The 2,719-nt window shown below is 52.1% G+C and carries 3 protein-coding genes; all 3 read right to left on the bottom strand.

From position 1 onward, the window contains the following. Positions 1–315: 315 nt before the first annotated feature. Positions 316–1,002, bottom strand: coding sequence for a DUF4058 family protein (locus MRY86_RS22630; RefSeq protein ID WP_293571960.1), 687 nt, complete (start codon positions 1,000–1,002; stop codon positions 316–318). Between the two features lie 81 nt (positions 1,003–1,083). Continuing rightward, positions 1,084–1,770 carry a DUF4058 family protein gene (locus tag MRY86_RS22635; RefSeq protein WP_293571961.1) on the bottom strand — a complete coding sequence of 229 codons (687 nt, stop codon included), beginning with the start codon at positions 1,768–1,770 and terminating at the stop codon, positions 1,084–1,086. Between the two features lie 239 nt (positions 1,771–2,009). Then, positions 2,010–2,719 (bottom strand): T9SS type A sorting domain-containing protein (locus MRY86_RS22640; protein WP_366145573.1); only part of this gene is annotated, 710 nt, incomplete at its 5' end.

A 2,719-nucleotide genomic window follows, 5' to 3' on the forward strand; every position in this document is an offset into this window, starting at 1 on the left:
GGATGATCATGCTCGAAAGCATAACCTCCTTTGGTAGTGCTAATCTATGAAATTTTCAAAGAACTTGCTCAGATGCTAAACATAGCATCTGACATTAATTAGGTATGCTGTGGCAAACCACTTAATCGTCAGTATAGAAAGCCGAGTATCCAGAAAATCATTAATGCATAAAATACATCCCCTAAATAGGGGTAGATGAGTTCAGGAATAAATGCAGCCCTTGATGCCAGCCCAAGTGCAATCGTAGAGATAATAAAGAAAAGATAAAGTATTCTGTTTCTCTTAATTTTCATTAGCAGGTGATGTTGCGCCATGCTACCCCAATCGCTTTCCCAGCCCACTCTTCTCCAAATACTCCTGCAGGATATACTCCAACGGCAGCGGTACATCCGCATCGGGCTCAAGCAAGGGCACGGGAATGGCAGGCAGGGGTTCTCCCAAAGTGGCTGCCCAGACGTTGGCGAGGCGGCTCCCGGCACGCTGCACAGTCATCACATAATCGGCTTGGTCAACCCGCTCGTCCCGCCAGCGGCGTTTGCCTTTTGTCAGCAAATCAATTTCCACCAGGTGGACACCCTTTTCGGCAAGCCGCTCTTGCTTGCGGCGGAAATCCTCGTAACGGTCCCCCGTTTTATTGGCAGGAGAAAGCACTTCAAGGGTAGTGACTAATTTTTCGTCTTCGTCCCTTATGGCTACATACCGTTGGGGTTGGCTTAAAACCTCCACAGAGAAGGAAGGTGGTTGCACTACTATGGCATCCGCATAGGGCGCTTCAGGCGATTCGGCCCGGTCAATACTGGCATCCGGGCGGTACTGCTTAGTGGTGCCGGATTCATCCGTCATGGACAGCCCGCGTTCCACAGAAATAGTGTAACGCTCGGGAAGGCTTGGGGCCAGCCAATACCGGATATCCACGCATAATGAGGCGTGCAGATCAGGGAAGTACCTGGGCTGCTCTAAGGCAGGGTGCATGCCCGTATGTTGTCCTTTGCGCTTTGTCATAGCATAAATATACTCAGTACAGGGCAGATAGTCAAGAACCTGATCTGACGAAAGACGTTTCATTTTGGAGACCGTAATAGGCTACTCCAATCGCCTCCCCAGCCCACTCTTCTCCAAATATTCCTGCAAAATATACTCCAATGGCAGGGGCACATCTGCATCCGGAGCAAGTAAAGGAACAGGAATAACAGGCAGGGCATCTCCAAGAGCTACGGCCCATACATTGGCATGCCTACTCCCAGCGCGCTGCACCGTCATCACATAATCGGCCTGATCGACCCGCCCGTCCCGGCAACGGCGCTTGCCTTGCTTTAGCAAATCAATCTCTACCAGGTGAATGCCCTTTTGGGCAAGCAGTTCCTGCTTTCGGCGGAAGTCCTCGTAGCCCGCTCCCGTTTTATTGGCAGGAGAAAGGATTTCGATGGTCGTGACCAAGCTTTCACCTTCATCCCGTATGGCTACATGCCGTTGGGGTTGGCCCGAAACCTCCACCGAAAAGGAGGGTGGTTGCACTACTATAGCATCCGCATAAGGCGCTTCAGGCGATTTGACTTGGTCAATGCTGGCATCCGGCCGGTACTGCTTAGCGGCTCCGGATTCATCTGTCATGGACAGCCCGCGCTCCACGGAAATGGAGTAGCGCTCGGGAAGGCGGGGTGCCAGCCAATCCCGTATGTACACACTCAGAGAGGCGTGCAGGTCAGGGAAGTACCTGGGCTGCTCTAAGGCAGGGTGCATGCCAGTATGTTGTCCTTTGCGCTTTGTCATCGTTTAAATATACTCAGTAAAGGGCAAATTGTCAAACAGGCAGGTGGACCTAATGCCCGATAATTGGCCTTTTCCGGAAATTGAGTATTTCGAATCCGGGTAAAGGACATGGTACACATTGAGATCGGTAGAATCAAAGGATCAAAGGTTTCTCGATCCTGTACGCTTATGCCATCCCCAAAAAGCAACAGCCCCCGCTGTGTAACGGAGGCTGTTGATGAAATTCTATTTAATCACGACTACATTTTAATAATGCGGCGTACCATGCCACGGGTGCCATCGGAATGGTAAACGATAAGAGTATATCCACCCGGCGTCATCTGACGCATATCAATCACCTCCAGGGCATTGGCCTCTTCAATCTGAATCTCACGCACAAGTTTGCCATTGGCATCATTGAGGTGAATGGTCAGATTAGAACCAACCATCCAGTCTGCTACCGGTAGGTATAACTGATCAGAAACCGGATTAGGGTAGGGGGCGTTCTCCAGCAGGCTGGGGCAAGGTTCTACCTGGAATACTGCTCCAGCTACGTCCAGCGCGGCACAAATATCACCTCCTCCCTGTACCAATAAACCGTTCACGTCCACGCCAGTGGTCACGCCAAACTCTACGATGCTGAGGTCTAGCGTCAGCGGGTTGTACACGAGGGTGTGGATGGTGAATAGCCCGGTTTCGGTCACGGTAAACTGTGGCGTATCGCTGACATCCTGAATAACAAGGTCATTGCCGGAAGTGAGCACGTAGAGGACTTCGTACCCGGCCGGTACAGTTGGCGCGGTGTCTTCTGCCGCAATCAGCTCAGCGTCTCCGTCGAGGCAATTGTCGCTATCGGCGGTCAGGGTGCCTGCCTCCGCTGTGCAGGGGCATTCTTCCACCTGGAATTGTGCGCCCGCCACGAGCAGGGAAGCACAGATATCGCCCCCGCCCTGAATGAGCAGGTTGTTGA

Source organism: Phaeodactylibacter sp., assembly GCF_022763345.1.
GTDB lineage: Bacteria > Bacteroidota > Bacteroidia > Chitinophagales > Saprospiraceae > Phaeodactylibacter.

What these genes read in the sequence shown, in the direction of transcription:
- MRY86_RS22630 (WP_293571960.1), bottom strand. Translation starts at nt 1,002, where the DNA reads ATGACAAAGCGCAAAGGACAACATACGGGCATGCACCCTGCCTTAGAG.
- MRY86_RS22635 (WP_293571961.1), bottom strand. Translation starts at nt 1,770, where the DNA reads ATGACAAAGCGCAAAGGACAACATACTGGCATGCACCCTGCCTTAGAG.